The following is a 26,913-nucleotide window of genomic DNA, read 5'->3' as shown; positions in this document are numbered from 1 at the left end:
GCACTCGCTTTGGAATACAAAACCAAAATTATTTAGGCAACCACTTCGAGGCCAGCGCGATATACGCCTGCGTCGAGTTTGGAGCGCATGTTGTCAAAAGCTTTTAAGGTACGATCTACGTCTTCAAGCGTGTGAGCCGCCGTCGGAATCAAACGCAAGATGATTTGTCCTTTTGGAATCACAGGATAAACGACGATAGAACAGAAAATTCCCATGTTTTCGCGCAAATCGCGTACCATGTTGGTCACTTCGGGAAGACCGCCTTGAAGGCCCTGCATAAACACGGGCGTCACAGGAGAGGTCGTTTCGCCAATGTTAAACCCAAGGTCGCGGAGACCGTTTTGAAGGGCATTAACAATTGTCCAGAGTTTTTCGCGAAGTTCGGGATGTGCTTTGATAAGCTCCAAACGCTTACGACCCGCTTCCACGTAAGGCATTGGAAGGGCTTTGGCGTAAGTTTGTGAGCGCATATTGTACTTGAGGTACATGATAATGTCTGGATCATCGGCAGCGATAAATCCACCAATGGCGGCCATTGATTTGGCAAAAGTCGAGAAGTACAAATCGACTTCTTTTGCTACGCCAAAAAGCTCGGCTACTCCGCCTCCGTTGGCGCCCATGGTTCCAAAACCGTGCGCGTCGTCTACCAAAAGACGGAAATTATATTTTTGCTTCAATTCAACAACTTTGTCGAGGCTACCTACTTTTCCTGACATTCCGAACACTCCTTCCGTAATGACAAGAACGCCACCGCCTTTTTCTTCGGCCAACTTGGTGGCACGAATGAGGTTTTTCTCCAAGCTTGCCATGTCATTATGGTTAAACTTGTAGTATTGACCCATTTTCGCTTTGTGCAAACGGATACCGTCAATCAAACATGCGTGCGCTTCGGCATCATAGACGATAACGTCGCGGTGGTCGCATACGCACTCAATCACCGACATTACTCCTTGGTAGCCATAGTTGAGCAAGAATGCTTCTTTTTTGCCAACAAATTCCGCCAATTCTTTCTCGAAAATCTCGTGTAAATCAGAGTTACCCGACATCATACGGGCGCCCATTGGATACGCCAATCCCCATTTTTCTGCGCCTTCGGCATCGGCCTTACGAACTTCTGGATGGTTGGCCAAACCGAGGTAGTTATTCAAACTCCAGTTGAGGACGTCCATTCCACGAAATTTCATATGTGGGCCGATTTCCCCTTCTAGCTTTGGAAATGAAAAATAGTGGTGGCTATTAAGGGCTTTTGCGGCCGCCCCGATAGGTCCCCAGTTACTACGTAGTTTCTCGAAAATATCCACTTAATTATGCTATTTTTAGAGTTAAATACAGCTTTCAAATAAATTTTGTACAAAAATAAAAATTCCTGACTCAATTTCAAAGAGTTAGGGGTGTTACTGATGCCCAATGCCTGCGTCTGAATGAAGAAACGACCTCGCAAAAATCCAATTTGGGAACGGAGTTTCGCTGAAAATTAATGTGATGAGCGGCGAACCAACCCGCTTGGTTTCTCTTAAATTTGTAGCAACTTACATTCACTTATTTTAAACCACATAATACGAGTAATCATGGAAGACCAATTGAAAAATGCAGCCGAACAAGCCAAAGCCAAAGCGCAAGAATTAGCTTCAGACGCACAAGAGACATTTCAAGAGTTGAAAGAAGAAATTACGGAGAAAATACAAAGCGTTGACGTAGAAGGCTTGAAAGCGCAAGCAGCAGCAAAAGCTGAAGAAATGAAAGCTGAAGCCGAAGAAGCATTGGCAGAAGCCAAAGCCAAAGCGGAAGAGTTGGCCGCTGAAGCTCAAGAAAAATTTGAAGACCTCAAAGAAGAAGCGGGTGAAGCACTCGACAAAGCAACAGGGTTTATCAAAGGACTTTTTGGTGGCAGTGAAGAAGAGAAAAAATAGTCAACTGCTTTGCAGAAACACAAAAAAGGGAAGCCTAGGCTTCCCTTTTTTGTGTGTTATTGAGGCTCATCTCGTGTACAGGAATCTGCAATGAACGAACGTGGATGTAGTAAAACAAGACGGTCATCCATGGAAAAAATAAAAATTGACCCGCGTTGAGGTTAGACTCAAAGTATGGTATAATCATCAATGATGGCAGAAAAACAAAGTACGGACTGTCGTAGCGCACATAGACCCAAAAGGCGTTGATGGCGTAAAAAATCAAGAAAAAAAGAAACGAAAGGAGACCGCCTGAAAATAAGATTTCGAGGTACGAATTGTGCGAAGCTAAATCGGTGTGGACGTCGGCATATACTTCCAATCCTGCTTTGAAATTATCAAATCCAAAACCTGTCAATAACACAGCAGGGTCATTTGTAAATACTTCAAAGGCTTTTTGGGCCAACTGAAAACGGATTTCTCCGCGTTGGCGGCGTATTCCTGCGTATTTTGAACGCAAGTTAATGACCGAATCGGGGCTCATCACAATGTAGTACGCAAAAGCCAAAACACAAGTAAGAGCGGCGGCTTTGAGGTAAATGGAAATTTTTCGGTTACGGGCAATGAGAACCGCCGAAGACAGCGCCAAACCCGCATAACTGCTTCGTGAACCCGTGAGAACAATGCCCCACAGCGTCAGAAACGCAATGAAAAAAAAGAGGTATTGGACCCATTTTTTCATGGGGCTATTGGCATATAAATCAAAACTCGATACTATGAACAGTGTACAAGCCCAGCCGATGACGTTGGCTTTATACACCCCGACGTACTGGCCGTAAACGTTGGTAGATTGAAAGGCAACGCCAGTGAAGAGCATCATTGCGACAGGATAAAAATACGCTAAGCTGAAAATCTGTAACAGTTTGATTTTAGCCTCCTCTTTGGAATAATGCTTAAAAAGATAGACGACGAAGTAGTTGGTATAAATCAAAAACGGTATCCAAGCGGATAGTCGTTCAAAACTCCGAAAAACATCGACACTAAAGGGTAAAACGAGTATGTTGAGGCCAATAAAGCCATAAAGTGCCCAGTTTTTTTGTTGGTTAAATATGTATTTTATCTGGCCTTGGGCAAACAAAATACCAAGTAACGAAACCACCACTAAGCCCGTACGAAGCAATTTGGCCGTTTGGAATGCCCCTCCCCTCAACCCATATCCATAAATGACCAAAAAGGTGTTGAGGAAATACATCACCAAGTGCCAATCCAAGAGTGCTCTGTTTCGAAAAATTCTTCGCCATTGCATAGTTTATCGTTCGGCGCCAATCAGTGTGCGTTGACTACCGACTCAAGCATTTGTACAAAGTTGCGCAACATTTCGTCTTTGGAAAACTTTTGGATGAATTTCCGCCCATTTTCGGCTTTTTTTAACCGCAGTGGGGGGCTTTCGATGCATTCAACCAAGGCCGCAGCTAGGCTTTCTACATTACCTGATTCGACCAGCCAACCGTTATTGCCGTTGTCAACTACCTCGGGAATCCCCCCAACGCGGGAACTTACGACCGAAATCCCGTGGGCAAGTGCTTCGATATTAGCAACGCCAAATGCTTCAGTATAAGATGGTACGCAAAATAGGTCGTGACTACGCAGGGCTTCGTACACGCGCGCTTGAGGTTGCGGCCCTTGATAGTCGAGTTGGACGTTGGGAATATTCTCAAAAAACGAACGCACATGGCCTGCAAACCAAGGTTCGGGGCCAATAACGGTCAACAAAAAAGAATACTGTGGGAGCTTTTTGAGCGCTGCTGCGACCAAAGGCAGTTGTCCTACCAAATAATCAGCTTTCACAAACAGTACCTTAATAGTACTCCCAAAAGCACGGTGAGGGTTGAACTCAATACCATCGAGCGGAATGGTTTTATAGAGCCTCGTTACTTTCGACGTGGGCAATTGGTAAGTTTGGCGAATACGATCTTGCAAAAACTCCGAATTGGCAATCACGAGTTGCTGCTTTTGGGCCGATAAACGCTCAAATTGCTGAAATACAAATCGTTTGAACCACAGCGATTTCCATTCAAAATTTCCCCAGTGGGCGAGCATGTTTTTTTCGTCATTGATCATACCCACGGTGGGTTTGTCAGAGACCAAGCTCGCCCAGGTTCCATTGAAGGAATTGATATAAACCAGTACGTCAAAATCAAATGACTTCTCCAACGCTTTGACGTGGCGATAATAGATAAACCATCGTAAAATTTGCCCAAGCGGCTTTAACAAACGAGGAATTTTGACAGGAACTTTGTGAACATAGCGAAGCGACGCAAGCCGCTCGTCAGACACATCTTCGGTCAAAATCCGTAGCTCATGTTCGGGAAAGCGCTCGTTGATTTCGAGAATACTATTCGCAAATCGGACGGGGCCATTCGTTACATTTTCAAAAGCATTGGTACAAAATACGATTTTCATGCGGTTTTTCGAGCTATATATACCCGTTCTGTGGGCGAGATGCCATAGCGTTTGTAATCAATGGTTTGGACAAAAGTATCATCCTCTACGCTAAACCCTTGGGCGCGCAAGCGATCAGCATAATCAGCGCCGTAATACCAGCGTTGGTCGTGGCCGTGATACAACTTTTGTTTTTCTTCTTTGGTCAATTTGGCATCCGAAAATGAGGTTGGAAAATCCTTGTTGATGGGATCATGAAAAACGGCATATCCATTGGGTTTAAGTACGCGTAGTACTTCACGCATGGCTTTGGTGTCGTCAGGAACCATTACCAAAATTCCAATCGCAATTACTACGTTGAACGTATCATTGTCAAATTTAATGTCATCAATCGACATTACATGGTCGGGCTTTACGGTAATACTACTCGTAAAAGACGTCATGTAGTCGGCCGTGACGTAGTCGATGTACGGGGACGCTTTGATGCTGGGAATCAGACAGATGTCTGGTGCGAAGTGCAGCACTTTTTTGCGGGGAGCTGAGAAAAAACCAAGACGGTCGCGGAGGGCTAAAAAAATGTAACGGTGTCGCTCAAGCGACTTACAATTGGGGCAATAGGCATTTGTCCGATACCGAAAAGGCATAAAAGCGCGGTAATGGCTCTGACAAATGGGGCATTCCACCTCATCCCCAAGCCGATAGGGAATACTCCGCCACTGCAATCGTAGCTGATTGAGCTGATAAATGAGGTTTTGCCGAAGCAGGGTTTTTAATTTTTCTTTCATAGGGTAACAAGTAAGGTAAGGTCGCGGTAATTGGTTGAATCAGCAATGGCAAAGTTTTTGTCGCCAATCGTTTCGAGGGGCAACTCGGGAGCGATTTTTAGACAGGTGGGGAGTTGGGAGGGTGTTTCAAACAGAAGTGTGGATTGGTGCGCCAACAACCGAGCGGTGGCGTCGGTTTTTAGCGTAACGATGGGTTTACGAAACGAGAGCGCCAAGTCGATCGAACCAGAGTGGTCGATGCGAACAAATGGCAACACCACCACGTCGGCGGCGTTGAAAAATACTTGGACTTCGTCGTCTTGAATGAAACGGTGGTGGAGATGTATAGAGGAGTTGGCTTGGATGGCCTTCTCAATAGGTTCAAAAAAAGTGGTGTCGTAACTTTTGCCCGCAATCAACAAACGGTCGTTGGGTCGAGCAATTTCAGCGAAAGCGTCGATTAAGCTACTAACACCTTTGTAAGGTTTGATTTCGCCAAAAAACAAATATACAAAATTATCGTCGTCAAGATTCAGACGTTTTCGACATTCATTTTTAGAAAGGGTGTTGGGGTAATAAAAATGATACGGCAAATCCTGAATCACCTTTATGCGTTCGGGTTGAAGCGAAAAACGCTCAATGGCAGCTTGGCGAGTTTCTTCCGAATAAACCCTGATTTGGTGGCATTTTCTGAGAAAAAACCCATAAATACAGCGTTCCCAACGAAGCCATAGCCCCGCGTGGTTTTGTAGGTTGTGGAGTGTATGAACAAAACGAACCTTGAATAGGTAGCGTGCAGCCAAAATTTCGGCGACAAAAACGGACGATTTGAAGTACGTCCACAAGCGAGATTTACCAAGAATAAAACTATGTACCCAATCGTAGTAAATTACTGGGGGGCGATGCGCGAAAATAGCCCTTAGCGTACTCCCAATGGTATATTTTTCTCCAATAATCACGTCAAACCCTTTTTCTCGCAAATAACGAACTAGCTCGTACTGAAAGGGGTTTTCAGGGCCAGCATCGGGTAAAACGACGACTTTGAGTGGGTCGGAGGTCAATAGAAACGCTAGATTAGGTCTTGTAAGGAACAAAAGTACAAAATGTGCATAGAAAAAGAGGCAGACTTCCTTTTATAAAAACGTTCTTTTTATATCTCAATTTATTGGTAAACTTAGTTTTCTCCGCATGAAAAAGACCATTTTTGTATCATTTTACCTCCTTATTAGTTGGGTGGCGTTAGGCCAACCCGCCGAACGATTTTACAAAGTAGTCGTGGCGCCCGATCACTTCGACTGGACGTACAAGACGGGTGAAAACGTGAAATTTACCATTTCTGTCCTCCAAAATGGGAACTTGGTAAAAAATGCCCGTATTCGCTACGAAGTTGGCCCCGAAAAAATGGAGCCTACAAAAAAAGAAACCCTTTCACTCCCAACAGGCTCGCTGACGGTAGATGCTGGTACGATGAAAACGGCTGGTTTTCTGCGTTGTATCGCATTTGCGGAAATAGAAGGGAAAGAATACAAAGGGCTGGCGACGGCGGGCTTTGACCCACTGAGTATTCAGCCGACGGTGGATAATCCTTCGGATTTTGATACATTTTGGACTAACGCAAAAGCAGATTTGGCCAAAATTCCTTTAGACGCGAAAATGACGCTTTTGCCCGAACGCTGCACGGAAAAAGTGAACGTCTATCACGTAAATATTCAAAATTTCCGAATGGGCGCGCGCCTTTACGGGATTTTGTGCGTGCCTAAAAAAGAAGGAAAATATCCCGCATTGCTTCACGTACCAGGCGCGGGTGTTCGCCCGTACAGCGGAGATATTGCCAATGCCGAAAAAGGAATCATTACGTTGCAAATAGGCATTCACGGCATTCCAGTGACGATGGAACCCACCGTTTACACCGATTTAGGGGCAGGGGCTTTTAATGGTTACTGGGCGTATAACATGGACGACCGCGACCGCTTTTATTACAAGCGGGTCTATTTAGGCTGCGTGCGTGCCAATGATTTCTTAACGAGCTTACCTCAATACGATGGCTCGAATTTGGCTGTAACGGGCGGAAGTCAAGGAGGTGCATTGTCGATTGTGACGGCAGGGCTAGATAACCGTGTCAAGTGGTTAGGGGCATTTTATCCAGCGTTATCAGACGTAACGGGCTATTTAAAAGGGCGTGCGGGAGGATGGCCGCATTATTTTGATAAAAACACCATTGCTTTTGGCAATAAACCCGACAAAATCGCGACGATTGGCTATTATGATGTGGTAAACTTTGCGCGGAGGGTCAAAGTGCCAGGGTATTACTCGTGGGGATTCAACGACGAAACCTGCCCCCCAACCTCGATGTATGCCTCTTACAATGTCATTTCGGCTTCCAAAGAGTTGTTTTTAGCGCTCGAAACAGGACACTGGACTTACCCCGAACAAAACGAACGGATGACGGGCTGGTTAGTGAATAAACTGACTGGGAAATAGAGATTGATTGGTATAAAACAAAAAACGGCTTCGAGTTATCCCGAAGCCGTTTTTTGTTTGTTAGAGAGAATATTACTTGTTAAGTAGCTCGTCGAAAGTTAACGAAACGTAGTACATTGAGCCTACAGTAGGGTTACCCCATCCTGTTGTGTATTGTTTTCCAAGAATATTTGAGCCTCCAATTTTCAAAATAGACTTGATACTTGAGAGTTTTTTGCTCACTTGGGCATCAAGCGTTCCGAAGGCAGGGATAGTAAGTTGATTACTATTTTGAGGCAATCGAGCCAAAGTAGGTTGAATGAGGTCTGACCAGTCAAACTCAGATTGATGTCTCCAGACGATGTTAAAGCCCCATCCAGAGTTTCTAAAGTTACGATTACCAAAATTTAGATTGTAACGATATTTTGGCGTGTTAAAATCGAGTTGGAAACCATCACTTAAAGTATTAAGATTTTTCTTGCCATCAAACATTTTTACGCCACCAGCATTGAGCGTGTTGTTAGAAATATTACCTCCCACCGTGAAGTTTTTAGGTAGAATATAGTCGATGCCGATGCCAAATCCTTGTGTTTTAATATCACCAGTATAATTTGTTGACATAGAAATAATCTGAGGAATGGCTGCATTACGAAGTAAGACACCGCTTTTGTAGTTTTTCATCGTGGTGTTATAGTAATAGGCGTCAACCAACAACTTTTTGGCAATCATTGATTTATAGCCCAACTCAAAGCTTATTGCGCGTTCTGGCTTAAACTCTGGGAAATTCCAAGCTTGTCCAGTTACTATATTGGTAGAGCCAGCTCCTTCGCGGAGTTTATAGTTGTCCCAAAGAGCTGGTAAGCCACCAATCAAGAGCGATACAGGGGTATTGAGGTTGATGTATTGATTTTGATTGGTCGGAATTCTAAACCCTGTTTGATAAGAAGCACGAATGTTGTGGTTTTTGTTTACTGTATAAACTGCCGAGAATCGAGGACTCCATTGGCCTGCGAAGTTCTCGTTTTTGTCGTAACGAACAGAACCCGTCAGTTTTAAAACATCATTGATGTTCTTGCTCATTTGGGCATATCCACCAAATTCGTTGATGCTGTACTCACTGCCATCTGATTTTTTTAAGAATAGCGTTCCGTTTGAGTTGAGGGCATACTGTCTAAAATTACCACCGACGATAATTTCTAATACTTTAGGATCTATCACTTTGTTGAAGTTGTACATTGCTTCAGCATGATAGAGCCGCGTTTTATCTACAAACAGAGCGCCATTAGGAATAGGATTCGCTTTTACTTGGTCGGCGATTTGAGTAAATCGTGGGTCCCCAGGAAGTACGCGTCCTTGGTCTGCCACTCCTCTTGCAGCATTGTGGAAAGCACCCGCGTTGTTATTGACGACTCCCAAGGCCGTTGCATAGGCTGCCTGAGGGGTTTGTCCTGCTTGTAACGCAGCTTGGAAAGCTGGAACAAACGCTTGGAAAGCACCGCCAGCATACGTCAAGGCGTATTGGGGATACCATCCTTGGGCCAAACCAGCCAATCCTGCCGATGCGGGTGGAACACTCGGTTTCCAAGCTTCATTGATGTAAGTTCCTAGTAACCCAGCCGCGTACGTATCTCCAGAGTTTTCGGCAGTTACATAGCCACGCACGAAGAAGTTTGAGCCTCTAAGCTCTGCTTTGTACAACCCCATGGTAAAGTTTTTGAGCTGATAACGGTCGGAAGATGTATAAACGGTCGAGCCAGAGCCCCAGTTTGCCTGAATAATTGCTTCAACTCTATCGTTGATTCTGTAATGAAGCGCTGCATTTAGTTTAAGACTTTGGGTTCGATAATCTACCAAATCAAACTCGTTGTAACCTGTCCTAGACACGGCAACGTTGGGTAATAAAATGTCGTTGATAAGCTGAGAGGCAGGAATGCGTGTAGCAGCCGAAAATTGATTGATTCCGCCCACAAGCTGTGCTAATGGAGCACTTATGGCATTCAGCTGTGCAAGTGGTACGCCAAGAAGCTGGGTAAAAGTAGGGCGTAAACTTGCCAAACCAGCACCGCTTGAGTTTTCATCACCGTATATGTTTACACCATCATATCCAGGGTTAGAGCGGCTACCGTTTAGTGGAGTAGTTCCTCGAAAACTTTGGTCACGGTAATCGCTTACTTGCCAATCTTGGGCAGTTATGTAGCCCAAATTTAATTTGAAAGCAAACTTATTATTGAATGCTTTTGCATACCGAAATGCAACATCATAAAAAGGAGTAGTTTTGGTCGAGCGATTGTCAGCACTCATAATACCCATCTTAGCCGACGCACTAGCACCTTGGTAGAGGAAGGGGCTTTTGCTGTTCATCAACAACAAACCATTGATAGCGTTTGGTCCGTACAATGCTGAGGCTGCGCCTGGGAGTAGTTCGACGCTTTCTAAGTCGAGTTCCGAAATCCCGACAATGTTACCAACTGAGAAATTCAACCCTGGGGCTTGGTTGTCAATCCCGTCAATGAGCTGGACGACACGGCTGTTACCATTGCCAGTAAAACCTCTTGTGTTAATTGAAGTAAACAACAAAGATTGGGTGCTTACCTCGACTCCTTTTAGGTTTCGAATAGCATCATAAAAATTAGCAGAGGGGGTTTCCCGAATTCCTCTAATGTCCATTTTCTCAACTGTCACGGGCGATTGTAGAACGCTTTCTTCTACCCGCGAGGCCGATACCACTACTTCTTGGCCTAGCATTACTTGCTCTTTGAGCGAAACTTTGATGTCGGAGCGGTCGCCAGTAACTTGTATTTCTTGGCTTTCGTATCCTACTGAGGACACGATCAAAGCAAAAGGTGTAGGAGTGCTTGTTGTAAGAGAAAAATTGCCTTTGGAGTCGGTGATGGTACCAATTACTTTTCCTTTTACCTGAATACTTACTCCCACTAAGCCCTCACGCGTAGTTGCATCGGTGATATTGCCCGATAATTTGGTTTGTGCCAGTAACGCACCTGCACTGACTAACCATGCCGTTAGATAAAACACGGCATTACGTAGTGATTTACTCATAGGTTTTTAATTGGTTTTAGATTGCTCTTGTGATAATTTTACTGCGTAATATTCGCTCTTTTAAAGATAATTTACAATTTATACTCTGTATATTCATATTATAAAACTGTTATGCACGCATAATTATTTGAAAAATACAAAATGGACTTTTTGAAAAAAACCTTATTTTGGACAATTGTGGGAATAATTGGTATATCTCCCACGGTAGAAGCTCAGGTTGTTTTACGAAATTCCTACGGGATAGGAACGGTTCCGATGGCGCCAGATTATTCGCTCACAACGAGCTGGGCAGCATTGCCTACCCAAAAAGATGCCGCCGACAATTTGCCCCTAAAATCGCCCGGATTAACCGATGGACAAGCCGATGCGAAAGCGGACGTCTTCTTTATTCACCCCACTATTTATACGCAGAAACCCGCAGAAGGAGTTTTTGAATGGAATGCTGATATCAACGACGCGGCCCTGAATAAGAAGGTGGATGAGTCCACAATCCTGAACCAAGCTTCGATTTTTAATGGTTCGTGTCGGGTCTATGCGCCGCGTTATCGGCAAGCACATTATTACGCTTTTGTTACCCCAAACCAAGAAGATAGACAGCAAGCACTTGATTTGGCCTATGCAGATGTCAAAAAAGCGTTTGAATATTATTTAGCACATTACCAAGATGGACGCCCTATTGTCATTGCTTCGCACAGCCAAGGAACGTTACACGCAAAACGCCTGCTCAAAGAGTTTTTTGACGGAAAATCGCTCCAACAAAAGCTTGTTTTTGCCTATCTAGTAGGTGACATTGCGGGGCCACCTGCACAGCCCAACGAATTTGAATTTATTAAACCTGCGCGTTCTGCCGAAGAAGTAGGTGGTTTTGCGTCTTGGCATACGTATTTACGTGACTATTTCCCCGAAAAGTACCAAACGTACCAATTTGCAACGGCCGTTTGTACCAATCCGTTGACTTGGCGACTAGACGAAACCTATGCCCCTAAAAACCTCAATAAAGGAGGAGTCGGGTTACGGTTCACGTTTCATCCTCAACTGGCCGATGCCCAAGTCCACCAAGGGCTTTTGTGGATACACAAGCCTTACGTCAAGGGACGGTTTTTGTTGCGCACCAAGGTTTGGCACAGCGCTGATATGAATCTTTTTTGGCAGAGCATCCGAGAAAACGTAGCTTTGCGTATAGAAAATTATTGGAAGAATGCGGGGAAGTAACGCGCTAACGACTTCAATTACACCTATTCATCTTATTTTGACTTTAGATTAATGAATCAACATACATACGTCATCATCATGGCAGGAGGCGTCGGAACACGTTTCTGGCCTTTTAGCCGCAACAATAATCCAAAACAGTTTCATGATGTACTAGGAACGGGAAAAACATTGCTTCAGCAAACAGCAAGCCGTTTTGAGGGGGTTTGTCCCGATGAAAATATCTACATCGTGACGAGTACTGAATATTATCAATTGGTCAAAACACAGTTGCCGTTTTTGAGTGATGACCAAATCTTACTTGAGCCCAACCGCCGCAATACAGCGCCGTGCATTGCGTATGCGTGTTATAAAATCGCAGCCAAAGACCCGCAAGCAACGGTGGTTGTCGCTCCCGCTGACCATATTATTCTGAAAGAAGATGTGTTCAAAGAAAAAGTCAGATTAGCCCTCGACGTGGCAGCCCAAAGTGAGGTGCTGATTACGCTGGGCATTCAACCTACGCGCCCCGACACTGGCTATGGCTATATTCAGTATTTGCCTTCGGAGGGGTTGGTGAAAAAAGTAAAAACATTTACCGAAAAACCTCAACTAGAAATTGCCGTTAAGTTCTTGGAAAGTGGTGATTTTGTGTGGAATGCAGGGATTTTTATTTGGGGTGTGCGTTCGATTATCAAGGCATTTGAAGCGCACTTGCCCGAGGTTGCAGAGGTGTTTGACGAAGGAAAAAGCGACTATTATACCGACACCGAGAAAGGTTTTATTGAAAAGGCATACATGCTTTGCAAAAATATTTCCATTGACTTTGGTATCATGGAAAAAGCAGAAAATGTGTTTGTTGTTCTGAGCGATTTGGGGTGGTCCGATTTGGGAACTTGGAAATCGATGTACGATATTTCGACCAAAGATGAAGAACGAAACGCGGCAGATGGTAAACTGATGCTTTATGATACAAAAAATTGCATCATTAAAACTCCGAAGGATAAGCTAGTGGTGGTACAAGGGTTGGAAGGGTACATTGTCGCTGAAAACGACGGGGTACTTATGATTTGTAAAATCGACGAAGAACAGCGCGTGCGGGATTTTGTAGCAGATGCCAAAGCGCTTGGAAATCAGTATATTTAATAAAAAACCTCCCGAAAGCTTCAAGCTTTCGGGAAGTTGGCATTTAGGCTTCTTGAAGGATAGCCGTTACTTCAATTTCAATGAGGTATTCGGGAGCAATGAGTTTGCTGATTTCTACCATCGTCGTACAAGGACGAATCTCTCCAAAAAACTCTCCGTGCGCACGTCCGTACGTTTCCCATTGAGCAATATCAGTAACAAAAAGGCGCGTGCGAACCACGTCTTTGAGTGAAGCGCCCGCTTGCACTAATACCTTTTCGATTTTTTCAATGATAAATTTGGTTTGGCCATAGGCGTCTCCGACGGCTACGGGGCCATTTTCATCGGCAGCTACGGTGCCCGTGACTTCAATAATGTTTCCGATACGTACTGCGCGGGAATAGCCAATAATAGCTTCCCAAGGCGCTCCAGTGGAGAGATTTACTCTTTGTGACATTCGTTTATGTATGATTGATGGGTAAAAAAATTACTCGTTTTTAGCGCCGCCTTGCTGGCCTGCTTTTGGAGGTTGGGCCTGTTGCGCTTCACGCATTGGGTTAGAACCTCCACGCTGGAAACCGCCCCCTTTGAATAGTTGGAAACGTGTTGGTTGCGTCGGCTGACGTGGGAAGCTGTTGCTCTCTTCGTCGATGTCGGCAATCTCACGGTACGGATCCAACGTCCACTGTACCACTTTTTTCTTCGTCGTTACGACTTTCGATACTTGTTGGTCGTTCAAACGCCAGATTTCTGCTGGGAAGCGCGCTACTGAATCCGTGCCGTCTTCAAATTGCATCTTCACAATCACAGGCATTGGCAAACCACCTTTATTTTTTACTTTTAACGTATAAAAGTTCAAACCTGATTCTACCAACTTACGCTCTTCAGGCGTTAGGCTTGCCAAGTACGTTTCGTATTTTTTCTTGTCAGCATCTGTTACTTTGTAAGGGTCGTACGAATTGTAGAAATCCTTCATGTCAGGGTTTTTCTCTACTACCGACTCTTTGATAAAATCTTTATCGCGTTGACGGGCTACCGTGTTACGCTTCTCGTCCGCCTCTTTTTTAGCGTTTGCTTTGGTAATGTCTGGATTTTGCGTGTCTAAGGCAAACCATTCTACTTCTACTAAATCTTGGTCAACGGGTTCGGTACCATAAAACCAGCCTTTCCAGAACCAATCCAAGTCCACACCCGAAGCGTCTTCCATTGTACGGAAGAAATCGGCAGGAGTCGGGTGTTTAAACTTCCAACGGTTGGCGTATTCTTTGAACGCATAGTCAAACAGTTCACGTCCCATAATCGTTTCGCGCAAAATGTTCAAACCCGTTGCAGGTTTGGTATAGGCATTTGGGCCAAAGCCCATGATGTTATCAGAACTCGACATGATAGGTACCTGCTTGCTTTGCTCGGTACGCATGTATTCGGTGATATTCTGTGGTTCAGCGACGTCGCCCCCAAGGTTACGATCCCATTCTTTGGTCGTTAAATACTCCATAAACGAGTTCAAACCTTCGTCCATCCACGACCATTGGCGCTCATCAGAATTGACAATCATCGGAAACCAGTTGTGCCCCACTTCGTGAATAACCACTTGAATCAAAAAGTTTTTGATACCTTCCGAATACGTTCCATCGGCTTCGGGGCGCGCTCCGTTGAACGAAATCATCGGATATTCCATCCCTCCTACTGGGCCGTGTACCGACTGCGCTACTGGATATGGATAGTCGAATGTGAATTTTGAGTACGTTTTTACCGTGTGAGCTACCAACATGGTTGAATATTGTCCCCAAAGTGGATTGGCTTCTTTGGGATAAAACGACATGGCAAGCACTTTTTTGCCGTTGAGTTCTACGTTCATGGCATCCCAAATAAACTTACGGCTACTTGCAAAAGCAAAATCACGGACGTTATCGGCTTTGAATACCCAGGTTTTTTTACCGTTGGGCTTGTTGGCTTCGTTTTTAGTAGCCTCGTCTTGGTTTACAATCAAAATGGGTTTATCGAACGTGGCGCGGGCTTTTTCTAAGCGCTTCATTTGTTCCGACGAAAGAATTTGCGAAGCGTTTTGAAGTTCACCACTTGCCCCTACGATATGGTCGTTAGGGACGGTAATCGCTACTTTGTAGTTTCCGAAGGGTAATGTAAACTCGCCTTGGCCTAAAAACTGCTTGTTTTGCCAGCCGTTTACGTCGTCATACACACAAGCCCGTGGGAACCACTGAGCGATTTCGTAAATGAAGTTGCCATCTTTGGCAAAAAATTCAGCGCCACCGCGAGCGCCTTGGGCAAAGCGAAAATCGGTGATGTTGAAATTCCAATCAATCTGAAAACTGACCGATTGTCCTGAGCGGATAGGAGCGTTGAGGTCGATACGCATCATGGTTTCGTTGATGCGATAACGAAGAGCTTGCCCCGTCTTAGGGTCTTTTACGGCCGTGACTTTATGACCATAATCTTTGTCAATCATCGAACGCGTCATCGACGTAGCAGGCATTCCTTTTTCGTTGATAGAGCTCGTCCGCGTCTGATTGGCCATGGAGTTTTTGGCAAAAAGATTTTGGTCAAGCTGAATCCACAAATACCGTAGCTCGTCGGGAGAGTTGTTGAAATACGTTACTACTTCAGAACCCGTGAGGCGTTGTTTTTCGTCGTCGATTTCCGCTTTGATGTCATAATCAACGCGATTTTGCCAATATTCTTTGCCTGGCGCTCCTGATGCGGTGCGGTAAGTGTTGGGTGTTGGCAGAGCCGTTCCCATTTGCTCAAAGCGAGAATTGGCGTGGTAGTTTGCGGCAGGGGGTTGAGCGATAAGTGGTGATAGTGCGCCAAATAGGCAGCACAAAAGCGGGAAAAAAAACTTATTCATTGAGGTTTGTTGATTGAGTTAAGTCGAATAATGATTTCTTTTTCTGAAATGGCAGTTTGTTCACTTTTATCGTAAATGCTTAATAAATAAACAGTTTCGTCTATGATTTTAACGTACGTGATGACTCGTGCCCCTGCGCTTTTACCTTTGTTTTTGGAGCGAATAGGCATACGAATCTTATAGCAATCTTTACCTATAGAAGTGCCTGCTAGTGGGTTCGCTTTCAGCGACTCCCCTAACTTACTAATATCTTCAGGGAGGGAAGAGTATTTTTTGTATAGTCGTTTGAATTCTTTCTTAAAATCCTCTGTAAGAATGATATCAAAGTTCATCCAAAAAATCTTTTAATGTAGATAACTTAATCTTCCCCTGAGCGTGAAGTTCCGCTTGGTGGAAAGACCGTTCGAGGCTATCCAAAAATTCCTCTTTGGTAGGTGGTCGGTCGTGGTCATCGTCTTCTATTTTGACTTTTGCTTTGACGGCCTTGGCCATTTCTAAAAACAAATTGCGATGACGTTCTTTCGTTTCTATGATGATTCGCATGACTTGAGCTGTTTACAACCAAAAGTAAGAAATTATTTTTTTACCTAGGTAATGTCTTATACAACACAAAACCAATCGCGGCAAAAATGATATTGGGCAGCCATACCGCCACGATAGCGGGAATTGTACCTGATTCAGCAATCCCTTTGGCCAACATAAAAAACAACAGATAGACGAAGGCCAAAATAAACCCAAACGCAATTTGTAAGCCTGAGCCACGGCGGCTTTTTCGCGCCGATACGACTACGCCGATGATGGTCAAAATAATAAAGGCAAACGGGTGCGTGAAACGGGTGTATTTTTCGAGCAAATACGTTTCGACCCCGTCGGCTCCGCGAAGTTTTAGCAAATCAATATAGTCATTGAGTTGCGTCAGGGTTAGCTCTTCGAAGCGATTCTTGTCATTTTCAAAGTCTTTGGGGCTGAGGTTGAGCGTAGTGTCAATTTGGGTTCCTTTGGTGATGGTTTCTGTTAGGCCGTCAATTTTGCGGATTCGATAGTCGTAAACCGTCCATTTTTTCTTTTTAGGTTCCCAAACGATGCGGTCAGAAGTAAGTTTTTCTTTCAGTTGATTGCCTTCAATGCGTTCCAACGTAAACTTATACCCCGTAAGCGAGGCGTTATTATAGCTCTCAAGGTAGGCGTAAAGCTTAGGAGCTACTTTAATGTGAAAGTTACGCTGGTTAAAATAATATTGATCTTCGATGTATTTATATTCAAAACCCAAGCGGATTTTATTCGCCCGAGGAATCACCCAACCCACCATGTAAAACGTGAATAACGCCAACATCGCCGAACCAATAAAATAAGGAACCAACATCCGCAAAAAACTTACGCCACTGCTAAAAATGGCAATGATTTCGGTGCGAGCTGCCATTCGAGCCGTAAAGAAAACGGTAGCAATAAATACCAACAACGGGCTAAGGTAGTTGGCGTAATAAGGAATCAGGTTGGCGTAATAGTCAAGTAGAATTTCGCTTGCAGGCGGGTTGAACTTACGGAAGTTGTCGATTTTTTCGGTGAAGTCAATCACGCAGATAATAAGCAACGTGATGAGAACCGTGAAAATATAGGTAATGAGGAAGTTTTTAAGAATATAGCGATCTAGTAGTTTCATGCAGTTCCAGCTTACGAGGTTAGGCGATGAAAGAACATCAGCACCAAATGCTCATCAATTTAAAGATTACTGTAGCAAAGGTCTCCCTTTTTTAGGATTTTTAACAAAAAAACAACTTCCTAAGTCATATCTAGGAAGTTGTTTTAAGTGTATAAATACCTGTTTTTGAAACTTAACGCTTAAACTTCGAAAGTCCTGAGTCTAAAAATTGTACAAACTCCTCGGTACTTGCGTAGCCAATCGGCTTGGTGAGTAGCTCCCCGTCGGGACTAATGACGCAGTAGAAAGGCTGAGCGTTGTTGTTAAATTTCGTTATTTGCAAATCCGCGTTTTTGTCGCCGATGGTTGTTTTTTCGCGCTTATCGTAAGTTGATATAAACTGTTCTTCTTTAGGAAGCTCGGTTTTATCGTCCACGTAAAGTGAAGCAATCACAAACTCTTTCTTGAGGCGATCCAACACTTCGGGTTGTGGCCAAACGTTGGCTTCCATTTTGCGGCAGTTGGCGCAGTTGAAACCTGTAAAATCAACAAATACTGGTTTGCCTGTGGCTTTTGCTTGGGCTAAGGCTTGTTCGTAATCAAAGTAGCCTTCAAGGCCATGTGGCAAGTGAGGTTTGCTGCGGTCGAGTTTGGCCGTACTTCCCGTACTTGTTCCACCAACGGCGTTGGTCAAGAAAAAGTCTTGGGTTTGCTCAGGAGGTAACCAACCCGACAACGCCCGAAGAGGGGCTCCAAACATCCCTGGAAGCATATAGACCACAAAAGCAAAAGTCGAAGACGAAATCAACAAGCGCGGAATCGTTACTCCTTTCACGGGCGAGTCTTTGTCCATGCGGAGTTTACCGAGTACATAAAAACCAATGATGGTGAACAGTACAATCCAAATTGCGAGGAAAATTTCGCGATCAAGGACGTTCCAGCGGTAAGCTAAGTCGATGTTACTCAAAAACTTGAGTGCCAATGCAAACTCCAGCAACCCAAATACAACCTTAAATTCGTTGAGCCAACCTCCTGACTTGGGAAGGCTTTTTAAGAATTTCGGGAACATGGCCAAGCCCGTAAACACCACGGCGAAAGGCATTGAGAAAGCAATCATTCCAAGTACAGGGCGCATCACTTCGTTGCCTTTGGAGGCTAAAATCAACAACGAGCCTGCAATGGGTGCCGTACACGAAAACGAAACCACAACGAGTGTAAGGGCCATGAAGAAAATCCCGATGAGACCACCTTTATCGGCTTGTTTGTCCACATTATTCACAAATGAACTCGGCAACACAATTTCGAACAGACCCAAAAACGACAAGCCAAATAAGATAAATACCACAAAGAAAATAGCGTTGGGCGCCCAGTGGGTACTGATAAAGTTGGCCGCTTGTGCTCCTCCAATACGCGACACTAAAAAGCCTAATAAGGTAAAAATAGAAACGATGGAAAGACCGTACAACAAAGCCTTGCTGGTGCCGTGTTCTTGTTTGGTAAAATAACTCACCGTCATCGGCATGATGGGGTAAATACAAGGCATGAAAATAGACGCCAAACCGCCCAAGAAACAAGCCAATAAGAAGCTCCACAACGACTCCTCTTCGGCGGGTTCGGGAATCGTCGTTGTTTCTGAAGGTGCAGCGGCTGCTTCCGACGTTGCTTCAGGAGCCGTAGTTGGCGTTGCAGCAACGGTGTTGCTGTCTTTGGTTGGCGCTGCCGTGACTTGTTCTGTTGGCTGGCCTGCCGCAGGTTGAATCGTTGCAGCTGCGTCGGCGGCTACTTTAATATCGGTAATTTTAAAATCAGCACTTCCCATGGTGCAGAGCCCATCGTTTTGGCAGGTTTGATAATCAACTGCTACTTCGATTTGAGGGTTGGCCTTGAGAATCTTTACTTTTTGTACAAAAGAACCCGTGCCTTCTGCTACGCTCGTGTTTCCTCCCCAAACCTCTTCGTAAAAGTTGTGAAACCCAACGGGCTTGATTTTACCCACCAACTGATACGTATCGTTGGGCTTGAATTTAAACTCGGTTGGATTGGGGCCATCTTTTACCTCAAATTCGGTCGAGTACAAATGCCAAGTGGGGTCGATAGTCGCAATGAACTTAATTTCGACAATGTCTCCTACTTTCACCTCTTTTTTGGGTGAATCGACATTCCATTTTGCGTGATTTTGCACTTGCCCTAAGGTTGTTAGGGTCAAGAGTACTAAAAGAGCACAGATTACACTTTTCATAAAGTACGTTATAGGTAACGGTTAGTTTTACTTGATTTTTTGCAACGACTTGGCATTTACTTTTCGTATGACTTCGTTTCGTTTAAACTTTACGCGCCAGACCGCCAAATGTGTGGCATCTTCCCCAAAACATTTGTGACAAATGCTACTTTGCAACGAAACGGGTGCATTATACACCAGTGCAGAGTCGCCTAATTTTTGGATATTAGGGATTTGAGAGAGTTTATTTTCGGCATTATATACATAAGCATCAAGGATTTCTTGCTCTTTGGCCGACAATGCGGGGTTTTTGAGGTCTTTTGTGCCTAAGAGGTTGATTTCGGCGGTATATAACTTTTCCAACGAATCTATTTGTGGTAATTTTTGCAATTGACAAAAAGCCGCAGCATCTGAAGGTGACTTCGCTAGGGAGTTTTCGAGGTTTGCTTGTGCTTGTTTTACAATTCTCTGGCCCCAGTCATCCACAATAGTCACGACTTGCTGGGTCGTAACGCGTTTGATTTGCATACTTTTTACCTTCTCAACGGCCTCTTTGGAACCATTGACACGTCTTTCCATATTGCAACCAACAAATAATAGACCAACGAACGCTACGAGCGTAAACGACGAAAAATAATTCACAAACAGATGGATTTAGAATACAAAACTATTTTTATTCTGATGTAAAGCCAAAACGCCTCAGCAACTGGTTTGGTTCAGAAAAAAGCGCTACGAAAGCCGTATTTGTTGATGATATATGTATAAAGTACAATTTATTACGAACATTACTTTTGTACTATAAACAAGTGTTTGGTATGTGCTTGGTGGCTAAAATTACAACTATTTCTTCAAAACCTACTATTTTGGTAACGTTCCCGATAACGATTGCATAAAAAAATACGTAAAAAGCAGTCAAAAATTTAATAGTAACTTCCTATATTTCAATTACCAAGTCAACTACCCAAAAAATACGTCTTTTAGTATTTCTCAAAAAAAGACAATTGTAAATAGGAAATAAGATGAACAGTGCCCTAATTTCAATTAATCCCTTTGATAAAGTACCGAAGTACAAGCAAATTGTGCAATCGGTGATGCGGGATATTGAGAGAGGAGTTTTGAAAAAAGGAGACCAACTGCCTTCGATAAGCGAACTGAGTATTGAGTATTTGCTGGCCCGTGACACCGTAGAAAAAGCGTACCGCGAGCTGAGGGCGAAAGGGCTCATTGTATCGGTACAAGGAAAAGGCTATTATGTGCAGTCGGATAGTGACAAGAAAATTAAAATACTTCTGATTTTCAATAAATTAAGTTCTTACAAAAAGATAATTTATTACTCCTTCTTAAAAGCACTTGGCGATACTGCGATTGTGGATTTGCAGGTACACCATTACAGTGCAAGTCGTTTTCAGGAAATCATCGAGCAAAACTTGGGGGCTTACAACTATTACGTGGTCATGCCGCATTTTACCCAAGACCTCGATAAAGCCGATTATTTGGATACGTTGAAAAGCATTCCAAAGAATGAGTTGGTATTGTTAGACCGTGATATTCCTGAACTGACCTCTAATCCATTAAGCATTTACCAGCGTTTTGATAAGGATATTTTTGAAGCATTGGAAAGTGCCAATGATTTGCTTTTGAAATACTCAAAAATAGCCTTGGTCTTTCCGTCGGATGGAAATTATCCCGTGGAAATTGTGCAGGGTGTGCGTAATTTCTGCATCAATTACCATAAAAAGTTTGAAGTAAAAAATACCATTAACGACGAAATACTGGAGACAAAAACGGCCTACATCGTCGTAGAAGAAAATGACTTGGCGGAGTTGGCCAAAAAAGTAAAACAGGCAGGATATACGCTGGGCAAAGAAATTGGCCTGATTTCGTTTAATGAAACAACACTCAAGGAGTTGCTAGGAATCACGGTCGTCAGTACCGATTTTGAGACCATGGGATGCACGGCAGCTTCGCTTTTGTTGAACAAACAACGAATAAAAGTAAAAAACCCATTTTACATGATTCGGAGAGGGTCACTTTGAGTGTCGAGGGTTGCTCATTTTGTGCTGAGGGTTGCTCACAACCCGCCTGATAAGAGAATAAGAATTTTTACTGAGAGGAACAGATGGTTTTTAAACAGCCCGTAAAATTTTACGGGCTGTTTTTTTCTCAAATTGTAACCTATCTCAAAATAGAGCTAATTGCTAACGGGATTGACTTACAGTTAGTTGTTATAGTTTCATCACTTCAGTTCCTGCCAAGAGAAAACAGCCAAGGCCAAAATCTTCGTAATCGGGTTGTTTTTCGTAGCTGAGGGGGTGGCCATCTTTGGGCTCTTTTCCTGTGCCTTGTACCCAGCCTAAAAAGCCGTTGGGATGCACGCATTCTTTTAGCAGGGCATTCATGGCTTTGGCAACGATGGGCTGGTACGTTTTTTTGTCCAAAAGACCTGTACGGATTCCCCACGCCATTCCATAGACAAAAAGAGCCGTTCCTGTGAGTTCTTTCCCTCCAAAATCCGTTTCGTCGGTTAGGCTTACGTTCCAGTAGCCATCGGGGCGCTGGAGGGCGGGGAGGGCTTTCATCATTTCGAGGTACGTCTTTTGGTATTCTTCGCGGTGCGGGGCGTTTTTGGGCATAATGTCAAGCACCCGTACCAAGGCGGCTACCACCCAGCCATTCCCGCGCGACCAGTAGCAATTTTTGCCTGCGGGGGTTTTGTACGGTGGGTCAAAATCTTTGTCGCGCCACCAAAGCCCTTCGGCAGGATTGTAAAGCCCTTTGTCGCCGTGTTGGTTTTTGGTAAAGAGGTACATGTCGTACATTTTTTCGTAGTAGCGGTTATCATTATAGATTACGCCTAACTTAGCAAAAACGGGCATCGCCATTTGCAGGGCATCCACCCACGACCAGTCGTCTTTCTTTTCGCTGTTGACCATGTTGTCCATGCACGCTTTGATGTCGCGGATACGTTCCTCTTTTTTATCCATGAGGTAAAGGTCAATGTACGTTTGTCCGCAGCATTGGTCGTCGCCATTGCGGGTGGTAATGCCATTTCGAAGTCCCCATTTATGGGCTTCTCCCCACGAAATAGCGTAGTCGAGGTACTGTTTTTGAGGATCAATTTGGTAAAGCGCCATCAATCCTTCGTAATAAACGCCACGGGTCCAAATATTGCTGGGACGGGTGCGGTCTTTTCCCACAATCGGTTTTCCCACATCCGACCATTTGTTCATAAAATAGGCATTGGCCGAAGTCATGGCTTTTAAAACGTCTTTCTTTTTGGGTAGTTTTTGGGCAAAAGAGGCATTCGTAAGAATGATAATGCCAATAAAAGTCTTTAAAAACTTCATGATATTGCCTGAATGTTAGGTTGTTGTAATGGGTTTGGTAATTCAATTCTTATCAGTATTATTTCTTCTGCAACAACTGCACCGAGCTGTCATTAATCTCAAACTGCTTGTTTTTGAGCAAATTAATAACCTCTGCTCCAGCCAAAATCACGGGGCCATAGCCATGAGCGGCAAATGGACTGATGGGGCGATGATAATAAAACGCAGGGTCGAAGCCCATGCCTGTCCCTACACAAGTGCCTTCTACCTGGCCCTTTTCGTTCACTTTGGTCGAAACAGCATTCCAGCCTAGCAAGGCCATAGGAGCGTACGCGAGGCCATCAATCCAGCCTTTGTTGATGGCATGAGCGATGGCGTATGTATAAATAGCCGTAGCCGATGTCTCTAGGTATGAATCTTCACGGTCGAGCAATTGGTGCCAAAAACCCGAACCCGATTGATAGGAAGCCAATCCCTTGACGTGTGCTCTCAACAACGCCAAGATCTCAGGGCGAGCAGGGTGGTTTTCAGGAAGGACATCGAGTACTTCGACTTTGGTCAGCAGTCCCCAGCCGTTGGCACGCGCCCAATGAAACTGTGGGTGTTCGGTCATGCCTTCGACCCAACCGTGCATATAGACCCCTTTTTCTTTATTGAACATCCGTTTCGCAAACTGCAAAATCTGTTTAGTGGCTTCGTCGTAGTATTTTTTATCGCCCGTAAGTTTTCCCATTTGGGCTAGGGCAGGTACCCCCATAAACAAATCGTCAAGCCAAAGCGTGTTGGGCTGAGGGCGGTTTCGGGCAAGCGTACCATCGCCGAGGCGGTGTTCTTTGGTTAAGATATAATTGATGTGATTGTCGATAAGCGGACGCAAATTAGACGTATTCCCGCCGCGTGTGGCTTTAATCATGGCCGCACACATGGCTCCACAATCGTCGAGGGCGTGGGGAGTCAGCAGGCCGCGCAACGGCCCTTTTGTTCCCCAATCGGCGTGTTCTTCGGTCGTTTTTTTGAAATACGGGGCGGCATTGGCGATAAACTCCAAGCGTTTGTCCACGTACTCTTTGTAGCGGCCGTCGCCCGTGATTTGGCTAGCCAAAAGCATAGCGCCGTAGGTAACCCCCCATTCGTAGCTAACCAAGCGAAAATCTCCTTTTTGCAAGGCCGTATTTTCGTCGATTTTGGACAAATCATTAATGATTTCACCCGTTTTTGAGTTGACAAACGCAGTAGGAGTCACGTTGTTGAGGTAGCCGTAAACGCGGTCGAGCGTAGCCTTTACGTCGTTTGTTTTGGCAATACCGTACGGAACGGGATAGTCGGGTTGGAGCAAATGCAAAGGCGTGTTGGAGTCGTTGGCATTCGTCACGTTGCGTTGGGCCGATACTGTCAAAGCGAAACAAGCTACGAGAAAGGTAGAAGCAGCGATTGAGCAGACGATAGAAGGTTTCATATTCAGTGATAGGTTTGATACAAAATTGGATATATTCGACTACGTAACATTCCCGTACCCACCTGTGAAAGAAAAAGAGATGGGAAGAATATACTCACCAGAAGATATACTGCAGTTGATTTTACTGAAAAAAATAAACCCCCAACTTGCAAAAGCTGAGGGTTTATGAAATAAGGAAAAAACGCTTAGGCTTCCACCATGCAAGCCCCTACGGTTACGTTAGAGGTTTCGTCAATCAAAATCGCCGCTCCGTTGGCGCGGTTAGTTTGATAAGCGTCGTAAGCGATAGGTTTGGCCGTACGAAGAACAATCTTTGCAACATCGTTTAACTTGAGGCTTTCGATGTCTTCCAATTGCTCATAGTTGCTAATATCCACGCGGTATTCGATGCCTTTTACCGAACAACGAACGCGAGTAGTACCGTGTTGAAGGGTATATTTATTCCCAACTTTTAGTTCTTTACGGTCATCCATCCAGCAAATAGTTGCCTCTACATCTTGGCTCAATACAGGAGCATTACCTGTACCACTAATCAAGTCACCGCGGCTGATGTCCACGTCGGTTTCAAGCAATATCGTCGCAGATTGAGGCGCCGAAACTTCCTCTACTTCCTCACCATACACTTCAATTTTAGCGATTTTGGACGTTTGCTCTGATGGCAACACCGTGATGGGATCCCCTTTACGGAATACGCCACTCTGTACACGTCCTGCGTAGCCACGGTAATCGTGCAATTCTTCCGTTTGAGGGCGAATCACGTACTGTACCGAGAAACGAGCGTCGTTGAGGTTCAAATCGTGCTGAACATCTACATTTTCTAAGAAATGAAGCATGGTTTCGCCCGTGTACCAAGGCATCGCCTCCGATTTGTCCACAATGTTATCCCCCGCCAAGGCGCTTACAGGGATGATTTTCAAGTCTTTAATAGCCAACTTGTCGGCGAGTTTTTGGTATTCTTGCGCAATTTGCAAGAACGTATCTTCCGAATAACCCACCAAGTCCATTTTATTGACCGCCACGACGATGTGAGGAATTCCCAACATCGAAGCAATCAACGAGTGGCGACGCGTTTGTTCTACCACTCCTTGACGAGCATCAATCAAAATAATCGCCAAATCGGCATTGGAAGCACCCGTCACCATGTTGCGGGTGTACTGAATATGCCCTGGGGCATCAATGCTGATAAACTTACGGTTAGGCGTTTGGAAGTACTTGTAAGCCACGTCAATGGTAATGCCTTGTTCGCGTTCCGAGCGCAAGCCATCGGTCAACAGCGCAAGGTCGATTTCGCCATCGCCCCGCGTTTTGCTGGCTTTTTCCACGGCTTCCAGTTGGTCAGCCAAAATACTTTTTGTATCGTAAAGTAAGCGTCCGATGAGGGTACTTTTCCCGTCATCAACACTACCTGCGGTTATAAATCTTAGAATATCCATAGTATCAAAGTTGAGTGTCGAATGTCGAGTGCAGAATGTCGAATGAAAAAAACTTATTCGACATTCTGCACTCGACATTCGACATTATTAAAAATATCCTCCCTTTTTGCGGTCTTCCATGGCCGCTTCGGTTTGCTGGTCGTCGATACGCGTTTCACCGCGTTCGCTGATGCGCGTAGCCTTAATTTCGGCTACCACTTGTTCAATAGTACTGGCTTCTGATTCAACGGCAGCTGTACAAGTCATGTCACCTACGGTACGGAAACGAACGGTTTTAGTAACAATCACGTCGGAGTCGTCTTTGTAGATAAAATCGGCGTTGGCGAGCAAGTTACCGTCGCGCAAAATCATTTCACGTTGGTGTGAGAAATAGATACTTGGTAGAGGAATTTTTTCGCGCTCAATGTACGCCCACACATCCAATTCGGTCCAGTTAGAAATCGGGAAACAACGTACGTTTTCGCCTTTGCTAATTTTTCCGTTGAACAAATTCCAAAGTTCAGGACGTTGACGTTTTGGATCCCACTGTCCAAACTCATCGCGGAAGGAGAAAATACGCTCTTTGGCGCGGGCTTTTTCTTCGTCGCGGCGAGCACCACCGATACAAGCGTCGAATTCAAATTCTTCGATGGTATCAAGCAGCGTAAACGTTTGAAGCCAGTTGCGGCTGGCGTTTTTACCCGTTGGTTCTTTTAAGCCTTTGGCTTTGATGGTATCTTCTACTTGGCGAACAATCAACTTCGCTCCCACTTCATTGGCCATCCAATCGCGGTATTGAGTTGCTTCGGGGAAGTTGTGGCCTGTATCGATATGAACCAATGGAAAAGGAATTTTACCTGGGGCAAATGCCTTTTGGGCAAGGCGTACCAGCGTAATCGAATCTTTACCGCCCGAAAACAACAAGGCTGGACGCTCAAATTGACCCGCCACTTCGCGCATGATGTAGATGGCTTCCGATTCGAGTTGGTCTAAAGCCCCCCTGCCCCCAATGGGGGTATTTTTTGTGTCTATTTTTTGATTAAAACTTATCATGTTTTAAGTTGAATTACC

The 26,913-nt window shown here is 44.6% G+C and carries 22 protein-coding genes; 5 read left to right on the top strand and 17 right to left on the bottom strand.

Annotation, left to right across the window (positions count from 1 at the left end; all coding sequences use genetic code 11):
• Nucleotides 1-32: 32 nt before the first annotated feature.
• Nucleotides 33-1,301: an aminotransferase class I/II-fold pyridoxal phosphate-dependent enzyme gene (locus AC23P2_RS04920; RefSeq protein ID WP_487772167.1), complete on the bottom strand. Its 1,269-nt coding sequence runs from the start codon at nt 1,299-1,301 to the stop codon at nt 33-35.
• 267 nt (nt 1,302-1,568) lie between these two features.
• On the opposite strand from AC23P2_RS04920, the gene AC23P2_RS04915 reads away from it, so the two are divergent.
• A complete protein-coding gene (locus tag AC23P2_RS04915) occupies nt 1,569-1,910 on the top strand; it encodes a hypothetical protein (RefSeq protein WP_051397786.1) in 342 nt (113 codons plus the stop codon).
• Between the two features lie 34 nt (nt 1,911-1,944).
• Here AC23P2_RS04915 and AC23P2_RS04910 read toward each other — a convergent pair whose 3' ends face one another.
• Genes AC23P2_RS04910 through AC23P2_RS04895 form a run of 4 tightly spaced genes read right to left on the bottom strand, consistent with a single transcriptional unit; the run spans nt 1,945 to nt 6,156 of the window.
• Nucleotides 1,945-3,159 (bottom strand): O-antigen ligase family protein, encoded by a 1,215-nt coding sequence (locus AC23P2_RS04910; protein WP_487772166.1) that lies wholly within the window; start codon nt 3,157-3,159, stop codon nt 1,945-1,947.
• Between the two features lie 56 nt (nt 3,160-3,215).
• Nucleotides 3,216-4,352: a glycosyltransferase family 4 protein gene (locus AC23P2_RS04905; protein WP_487772165.1), complete on the bottom strand. Its 1,137-nt coding sequence runs from the start codon at nt 4,350-4,352 to the stop codon at nt 3,216-3,218.
• Entirely contained in the window at nt 4,349-5,116 is a 768-nt protein-coding gene (locus AC23P2_RS04900) for a class I SAM-dependent methyltransferase (protein ID WP_487772164.1), read from the bottom strand. The genes AC23P2_RS04905 and AC23P2_RS04900 overlap by 4 nt, the downstream gene beginning before the upstream one ends.
• On the bottom strand, nt 5,113-6,156 hold the full coding sequence (locus AC23P2_RS04895; RefSeq protein WP_487772163.1) for a glycosyltransferase: 1,044 nt from the start codon (nt 6,154-6,156) through the stop codon (nt 5,113-5,115). Before AC23P2_RS04895 ends, AC23P2_RS04900 begins: the two co-directional genes overlap by 4 nt.
• Nucleotides 6,157-6,283: 127 nt before the next feature.
• On the opposite strand from AC23P2_RS04895, the gene AC23P2_RS04890 reads away from it, so the two are divergent.
• Nucleotides 6,284-7,576: an acetylxylan esterase gene (locus AC23P2_RS04890; RefSeq protein ID WP_487772162.1), complete on the top strand. Its 1,293-nt coding sequence runs from the start codon at nt 6,284-6,286 to the stop codon at nt 7,574-7,576.
• Nucleotides 7,577-7,648: 72 nt separating this feature from the next.
• Here the strand turns inward: AC23P2_RS04890 and AC23P2_RS04885 are convergent, their stop codons facing one another.
• Entirely contained in the window at nt 7,649-10,612 is a 2,964-nt protein-coding gene (locus AC23P2_RS04885; protein ID WP_487772161.1) for a TonB-dependent receptor, read from the bottom strand.
• A gap of 150 nt (nt 10,613-10,762) precedes the next feature.
• On the opposite strand from AC23P2_RS04885, the gene AC23P2_RS04880 reads away from it, so the two are divergent.
• Together AC23P2_RS04880 and AC23P2_RS04875 are read left to right on the top strand one after the other, a co-directional pair.
• Nucleotides 10,763-11,824, top strand: a complete 1,062-nt coding sequence (locus AC23P2_RS04880) for a DUF3089 domain-containing protein (RefSeq protein ID WP_487772160.1) — start codon at nt 10,763-10,765, stop codon at nt 11,822-11,824.
• A gap of 51 nt (nt 11,825-11,875) precedes the next feature.
• Entirely contained in the window at nt 11,876-12,946 is a 1,071-nt protein-coding gene (locus AC23P2_RS04875; protein ID WP_487772159.1) for a mannose-1-phosphate guanylyltransferase, read from the top strand.
• Between the two features lie 43 nt (nt 12,947-12,989).
• Here the strand turns inward: AC23P2_RS04875 and AC23P2_RS04870 are convergent, their stop codons facing one another.
• The 7 genes from AC23P2_RS04870 to AC23P2_RS04840 all read right to left on the bottom strand — a co-directional run bounded on the left by AC23P2_RS04870 (nt 12,990) and on the right by AC23P2_RS04840 (nt 20,227).
• Nucleotides 12,990-13,382: a RidA family protein gene (locus AC23P2_RS04870; protein WP_028522434.1), complete on the bottom strand. Its 393-nt coding sequence runs from the start codon at nt 13,380-13,382 to the stop codon at nt 12,990-12,992.
• Between the two features lie 30 nt (nt 13,383-13,412).
• Nucleotides 13,413-15,791, bottom strand: a complete 2,379-nt coding sequence (locus tag AC23P2_RS04865; protein ID WP_487772158.1) for a M1 family metallopeptidase — start codon at nt 15,789-15,791, stop codon at nt 13,413-13,415.
• Nucleotides 15,788-16,123, bottom strand: coding sequence for a hypothetical protein (locus AC23P2_RS04860; RefSeq protein ID WP_487772157.1), 336 nt, complete (start codon nt 16,121-16,123; stop codon nt 15,788-15,790). Before AC23P2_RS04860 ends, AC23P2_RS04865 begins: the two co-directional genes overlap by 4 nt.
• Nucleotides 16,113-16,334, bottom strand: a complete 222-nt coding sequence (locus AC23P2_RS04855; RefSeq protein ID WP_487772156.1) for a hypothetical protein — start codon at nt 16,332-16,334, stop codon at nt 16,113-16,115. Before AC23P2_RS04855 ends, AC23P2_RS04860 begins: the two co-directional genes overlap by 11 nt.
• Nucleotides 16,335-16,374: 40 nt before the next feature.
• Nucleotides 16,375-17,451: an LptF/LptG family permease gene (locus tag AC23P2_RS04850; protein WP_487772155.1), complete on the bottom strand. Its 1,077-nt coding sequence runs from the start codon at nt 17,449-17,451 to the stop codon at nt 16,375-16,377.
• A gap of 172 nt (nt 17,452-17,623) precedes the next feature.
• Nucleotides 17,624-19,669, bottom strand: a complete 2,046-nt coding sequence (locus AC23P2_RS04845; RefSeq protein WP_487772154.1) for a protein-disulfide reductase DsbD family protein — start codon at nt 19,667-19,669, stop codon at nt 17,624-17,626.
• Between the two features lie 27 nt (nt 19,670-19,696).
• Nucleotides 19,697-20,227 (bottom strand): hypothetical protein, encoded by a 531-nt coding sequence (locus AC23P2_RS04840; protein WP_472489454.1) that lies wholly within the window; start codon nt 20,225-20,227, stop codon nt 19,697-19,699.
• A gap of 440 nt (nt 20,228-20,667) precedes the next feature.
• On the opposite strand from AC23P2_RS04840, the gene AC23P2_RS04835 reads away from it, so the two are divergent.
• Nucleotides 20,668-21,684 (top strand): GntR family transcriptional regulator, encoded by a 1,017-nt coding sequence (locus AC23P2_RS04835; protein WP_487772153.1) that lies wholly within the window; start codon nt 20,668-20,670, stop codon nt 21,682-21,684.
• A gap of 189 nt (nt 21,685-21,873) precedes the next feature.
• Here the strand turns inward: AC23P2_RS04835 and AC23P2_RS04830 are convergent, their stop codons facing one another.
• The 4 genes from AC23P2_RS04830 to cysD all read right to left on the bottom strand — a co-directional run bounded on the left by AC23P2_RS04830 (nt 21,874) and on the right by cysD (nt 26,895).
• The gene (locus AC23P2_RS04830) at nt 21,874-22,995 is read right to left on the bottom strand and encodes a glycoside hydrolase family 88/105 protein (protein WP_487772152.1); all 1,122 of its coding nucleotides are present in this window, start codon (nt 22,993-22,995) and stop codon (nt 21,874-21,876) included.
• A 58-nt stretch (nt 22,996-23,053) separates the two neighbouring features.
• Complete coding sequence (locus tag AC23P2_RS04825; RefSeq protein WP_487772151.1) at nt 23,054-24,430, bottom strand: glycoside hydrolase family 88/105 protein; 1,377 nt, start codon at nt 24,428-24,430, stop codon at nt 23,054-23,056.
• Between the two features lie 185 nt (nt 24,431-24,615).
• Nucleotides 24,616-25,863: a sulfate adenylyltransferase subunit 1 gene (locus tag AC23P2_RS04820; protein WP_487772150.1), complete on the bottom strand. Its 1,248-nt coding sequence runs from the start codon at nt 25,861-25,863 to the stop codon at nt 24,616-24,618.
• An 87-nt stretch (nt 25,864-25,950) separates the two neighbouring features.
• Nucleotides 25,951-26,895 (bottom strand): sulfate adenylyltransferase subunit CysD, encoded by a 945-nt coding sequence (cysD, locus tag AC23P2_RS04815; RefSeq protein ID WP_487772149.1) that lies wholly within the window; start codon nt 26,893-26,895, stop codon nt 25,951-25,953.
• Between the last annotated feature and the right edge of the window lie 18 nt (nt 26,896-26,913).

The sequence above is a fragment of the Runella sp. R0.1_18 genome (assembly GCF_057652155.1).
The sequence above is the reverse complement of the archived record's forward strand: the minus strand, read 5'-3'. Positions and strand labels throughout refer to the sequence as shown.

What these genes read in the sequence shown, in the direction of transcription:
- AC23P2_RS04890 (WP_487772162.1), top strand. Translation starts at nt 6,284, where the DNA reads ATGAAAAAGACCATTTTTGTATCATTTTACCTCCTTATTAGTTGGGTG.
- AC23P2_RS04845 (WP_487772154.1), bottom strand. Translation starts at nt 19,669, where the DNA reads ATGAAAAGTGTAATCTGTGCTCTTTTAGTACTCTTGACCCTAACAACC.
- AC23P2_RS04850 (WP_487772155.1), bottom strand. Translation starts at nt 17,451, where the DNA reads ATGAAACTACTAGATCGCTATATTCTTAAAAACTTCCTCATTACCTAT.
- AC23P2_RS04820 (WP_487772150.1), bottom strand. Translation starts at nt 25,863, where the DNA reads ATGGATATTCTAAGATTTATAACCGCAGGTAGTGTTGATGACGGGAAA.
- AC23P2_RS04830 (WP_487772152.1), bottom strand. Translation starts at nt 22,995, where the DNA reads ATGAAGTTTTTAAAGACTTTTATTGGCATTATCATTCTTACGAATGCC.
- AC23P2_RS04870 (WP_028522434.1), bottom strand. Translation starts at nt 13,382, where the DNA reads ATGTCACAAAGAGTAAATCTCTCCACTGGAGCGCCTTGGGAAGCTATT.
- AC23P2_RS04875 (WP_487772159.1), top strand. Translation starts at nt 11,876, where the DNA reads ATGAATCAACATACATACGTCATCATCATGGCAGGAGGCGTCGGAACA.
- AC23P2_RS04825 (WP_487772151.1), bottom strand. Translation starts at nt 24,430, where the DNA reads ATGAAACCTTCTATCGTCTGCTCAATCGCTGCTTCTACCTTTCTCGTA.
- AC23P2_RS04840 (WP_472489454.1), bottom strand. Translation starts at nt 20,227, where the DNA reads ATGGAAAGACGTGTCAATGGTTCCAAAGAGGCCGTTGAGAAGGTAAAA.
- cysD (WP_487772149.1), bottom strand. Translation starts at nt 26,895, where the DNA reads ATGATAAGTTTTAATCAAAAAATAGACACAAAAAATACCCCCATTGGG.
- AC23P2_RS04900 (WP_487772164.1), bottom strand. Translation starts at nt 5,116, where the DNA reads ATGAAAGAAAAATTAAAAACCCTGCTTCGGCAAAACCTCATTTATCAG.
- AC23P2_RS04865 (WP_487772158.1), bottom strand. Translation starts at nt 15,791, where the DNA reads ATGAATAAGTTTTTTTTCCCGCTTTTGTGCTGCCTATTTGGCGCACTA.
- AC23P2_RS04905 (WP_487772165.1), bottom strand. Translation starts at nt 4,352, where the DNA reads ATGAAAATCGTATTTTGTACCAATGCTTTTGAAAATGTAACGAATGGC.
- AC23P2_RS04915 (WP_051397786.1), top strand. Translation starts at nt 1,569, where the DNA reads ATGGAAGACCAATTGAAAAATGCAGCCGAACAAGCCAAAGCCAAAGCG.
- AC23P2_RS04860 (WP_487772157.1), bottom strand. Translation starts at nt 16,123, where the DNA reads ATGAACTTTGATATCATTCTTACAGAGGATTTTAAGAAAGAATTCAAA.
- AC23P2_RS04835 (WP_487772153.1), top strand. Translation starts at nt 20,668, where the DNA reads ATGAACAGTGCCCTAATTTCAATTAATCCCTTTGATAAAGTACCGAAG.
- AC23P2_RS04885 (WP_487772161.1), bottom strand. Translation starts at nt 10,612, where the DNA reads ATGAGTAAATCACTACGTAATGCCGTGTTTTATCTAACGGCATGGTTA.
- AC23P2_RS04855 (WP_487772156.1), bottom strand. Translation starts at nt 16,334, where the DNA reads ATGCGAATCATCATAGAAACGAAAGAACGTCATCGCAATTTGTTTTTA.